Source organism: Collinsella sp. AF25-2LB (assembly GCF_003458415.1).
Taxonomy (GTDB): Bacteria; Actinomycetota; Coriobacteriia; order Coriobacteriales; family Coriobacteriaceae; genus Collinsella.
The window spans coordinates 1-3,675 of sequence record NZ_QRUF01000028.1; the positions used below are offsets into that span (position 1 = coordinate 1).

Genomic DNA, 3,675 nt, shown 5'->3' on the forward strand with positions numbered 1-3,675 from the left:
GCGCGCCCGAGGCCCCGCTCGACCGAACCGCCCTGACGCGAGCCGCCGCGAACCTCGTGGCCAACGCCGCCGAGCACGCGCGCTCGCGCGTGGCGGTCTCCTGCGACGTCGCGGGCGGGCACCTCGTCATCGAGGTGTCCGACGACGGACCGGGCTTCTCTCCCGCCGCCCTCGAACGCGGCTGCGAGCGCCTCTTCACAGACGACTCCTCCCGCTCCTCGCGCGACGGAGGCCGCCACTACGGGCTCGGCCTCCCCGCCGCCTCCGAGGCCGCGAGCGCCCACGGGGGCTCCGTCTCGCTCGCCAACAGCCCCTCGGGCGGCGCGGTGGCCACCATCGCGGTCCCCCTGTGCGGGGCCTGACGACTCAGGCCCTCACACCGGCGTGGCTCGCAACCAAACGCTTCCCGGATAATTCATGAGGCCGTACTCGTATTCGAGCCTGCCTATCTTTGCGGCAAGCGCCTCCGTCATGTAGAAGTTTTTCGTGCGGCCCGTCGACTTCGCCAGGCGGTCGTACCTGTTCGCAAGGTCCTCGGGGATTCTCAGGGCTGCGGTGGCGGTTGCCATGACGCACCTCTTGGTTAGATGTAATACGTATATTTCTTTCTATCACATCACCCGAACCCCGCACCGGCGTACGGCCGCATCTGCTTTTTACCTTACATTGTGTCAACCGGTCCATGCCCGGCATATTCTGCCGGATTGAATCAACCGTTAAATCAATCCGAGCCTTTAAGGGGCGGTTGAAATCCTTCGAGGACTGAGGGCGCCGTCCCTAGGTCGGCTCCTCGATGGCCTCGGCTGAATTCCCCTGCAATCGACCGCATGGGTTCCGGCACGGGGTTCTGGCGCTGCCCGAACGGGGCGCAAGACTCGGCCGTCGGTCGTGCCGGACGGCATACGTTTTGAGACCGGCAAGCTGTTGCCGGCTCGAGGACAGCGGCCCGGTGCACCGGGCCGATCGATAGAGGACTCAGGTTCACAGCGCAGTTTCTTGGGGCTCGCATATATAGGAAGACTTGATCGGCAATCGATTTTAATGAAGTCGACAGCGCATGTCAGAGCTTTCAACAAATTTAACATGCCACCCTTTATATCCGCACGCGCGTAATTCAACTCATAAGGACCGGCTATCCCTTACCTGTGACACAATCTCAAACGCACAGAACAGAATCATCAGTCCAATCATCGCATAAGAGGCAGCCGAACCTTCAAGCACTATTCCACAAAGAACAATCTCCGCGCCGCCAATAAGAACTGTTATCAGGCGCTCTGCCTTTTTGCTCTCGCCGCTCGCATAAAAAGGCGGCAAAGCGCACAAGATCACATATAGCCCGGGAAGGGAATGCAGGATCGATAGTCCAAGTCCCCCATCAACTGCAGTGCTTTGCGTAAGAATCAACTGAACCCAAACGGCAATTATCACTGAGCAGGTTGTCGATAAAAGAAGACTAGAAATATAGCACGCAACAAAGTCCCGTCGCATTCGAACAGAGAAATCCGCGAACTCTCTTCGCCGCGTGGAAACAATAAGGTACACAGAAATTGCAATAGAACCAATCAGAGAAAACAGCGGAACAACCAGCAATTCAAGCTTATTACCCCATCGATCAACCACACCCCCACTCCAATGAGCGGGAATTGTATCAGGGAGGACTGACCAAGCCGTCCATAGAATCAGAAATGGAAGAATAGAGAGGATGAAAGATGATAACACTGCAGTAATTTTTTTTGAGGCTCTCATCGATTCCGCATCTCCTTGCGCGCCCACATTCCACTCCGCCTTAAATCAAGTATAAATAGATGGCGCTCGGTATTATTGGCGCAATCGCGATAGCGATTACCGCCGTTGTTTCTTTAAAAATGGTAGGAATACATGTCTCCAAGAATTGATATATCGATTGACGAGCTGCCCGAAGCGTCGAGCCTTCTTGATGGACATGACTATTCGTCACAAATCATTCAGCGTATCGCCGGGGTTCCAGTAATACTCGATGCATCGGGATGCCCTCATTCCCCTTTTTTCGAAGTTGAATATGATGACAGGACGACTAGGTTTACAAGTCAAGCAAGTTAATAATCTATGTAGTCAATATAATACCGTTGAACCCGCATATCGATACCGCTCAGCCATTCGCCTCGCCCCCGTCGCACGTATCTTCATCCGGTCTGTTACTTTTAATCTAAAAGTTCTTTGAGGAACGTAGGTGCTTCTGAATGTACTGTCGACTTCTTCTCAAACTAATCCTAAGAGACAAGGCCGCATGGACTTGTACGCTCGTTCTCGCTGCAGCCTTCTCCATCCCCATTGCGTTCAATTCACCCATCTACGGGCCCTTCTTTATGAAGCAGGGCATGCAGGGCTTTGTCGACGCATTCAATACGCGCGCGCCCCAGGCCAGCGGCACAGACCTATCGCCAGAGCAGCAAGATGACGCTGAGCTTGCAAGATACGCGAACGCCGCCCTCGCCGCTCAAACCGACGCCGCCTTTCTCGACTCTGCCGAGAGCTACTACGCGCTCATGGGCGAAGGCTTCCAATCCGGGTCCATCGTGGGAGACCGAGAGACCAATGACGCGGCGCTCGCGTATTGCCGCGCTCTGAGCAGCTCCGGCATCACGGATATCCCGGCCTCCGCAAACGACCTGCCATTCCTTTCCTTCCTGCCTTACACCATTGCCACGGCGCCGTCTTTCCTTCCCTTCATCCCCTTCCTTCTCTCGTCGATACTCGTGCTCGGCGCCACAAGGCCCGGGACCCTGGCGGCAAAGGCGCCCGTGCCCAAATTCCGGCGCCTTATCCAAACCGTGTTTTCAATAATTGGCGCGGGGACCACGATGCTCCTCGCCGGCCTCGCACCCGGGGGCATTTACGCCTCGGTCCTAAACGGCTTCGGGCAAATTGGGTACCCGATCGCCTTCTTCCATGACGGCGCGCTTACCACCACGACCGCGGGAAACGTCTTCACAGCCCTGCTTATCGCGCTTCTTGCGGGCGGAACCTTGATATCCGTTTGTTCCGCCGTCCTATCGACCGCAACGAGGCGCGTCTTCGCGGGCCCCCTTACCTCAGCGCTGCTTGTCGCGGCCCCGGCATTCCCGTTATTGTCCGATTCGGCGCTGGAGCATAACGCCGTGCTCGGGCTCCTGCCGCTGGCCGTGTTCTCGCCTATCGAGGCCACGGGTTACGTAGGATGCTTCCCGACAGAATTCATTGGCTCCGGTTCAGGCAGCGCATCGATGCTTGCCGTGGCCCTGGCATACGTCGCGGTCCTTTTTGCGGTCGGCGCCGTTGCGACACGTTCCCCCAAACAGCCTGGACCCGCGAAAAAGCACCATGGGCTCGAGCTTCTAGACGCGAGCGTGGGATACGGAAGCACGACGATACTTTCAATCGGGTCGCTTTTCCTGAGCCCGGGAACGGCGGTGGGCCTCGTTGCTCCCAACGGCTCGGGGAAAACCACCCTTCTTGAAGCGCTGTCGGGCCAATTTCCCACCCGCATCCGCTCGGGAAGCCTGGCGGCAGACGGAATCTGCCAACGTCGATCAGCCGAATTTGCAGAACTCGTCTACCTGAGCTCTTCGGGCGGCGCGGATCTCTATCCCACGCTATCGGCCCGCGAGCACCTTGCTTTCGTTAGGGAGGCGTGGAAATCGGCCGCCGACATCGACT

At 57.5% G+C, this 3,675-nt stretch carries 4 protein-coding genes; 2 read left to right on the plus strand and 2 right to left on the minus strand.

Annotated features, from left to right (window positions below):
* A partial coding sequence (locus tag DWY51_RS09280) for a sensor histidine kinase (RefSeq protein ID WP_147333373.1) occupies window positions 1-362 on the plus strand: 362 nt, incomplete at its 5' end.
* A gap of 12 nt (window positions 363-374) precedes the next feature.
* On the opposite strand, the gene DWY51_RS09285 is transcribed toward DWY51_RS09280, so the two are convergent.
* Both DWY51_RS09285 and DWY51_RS09290 read right to left on the minus strand, forming a co-directional pair.
* Window positions 375-569 carry a ribbon-helix-helix domain-containing protein gene (locus DWY51_RS09285; protein ID WP_117770644.1) on the minus strand — a complete coding sequence of 65 codons (195 nt, stop codon included), beginning with the start codon at window positions 567-569 and terminating at the stop codon, window positions 375-377.
* 550 nt (window positions 570-1,119) lie between these two features.
* Entirely contained in the window at window positions 1,120-1,746 is a 627-nt protein-coding gene (locus DWY51_RS09290) for a DUF1648 domain-containing protein (RefSeq protein ID WP_117770645.1), read from the minus strand.
* A 599-nt stretch (window positions 1,747-2,345) separates the two neighbouring features.
* Here DWY51_RS09290 and DWY51_RS09295 point away from each other — a divergent pair.
* Window positions 2,346-3,675, plus strand: a 1,330-nt coding sequence (locus DWY51_RS09295; protein ID WP_199411417.1) for an ATP-binding cassette domain-containing protein, incomplete at its 3' end; no start/stop codon positions are given.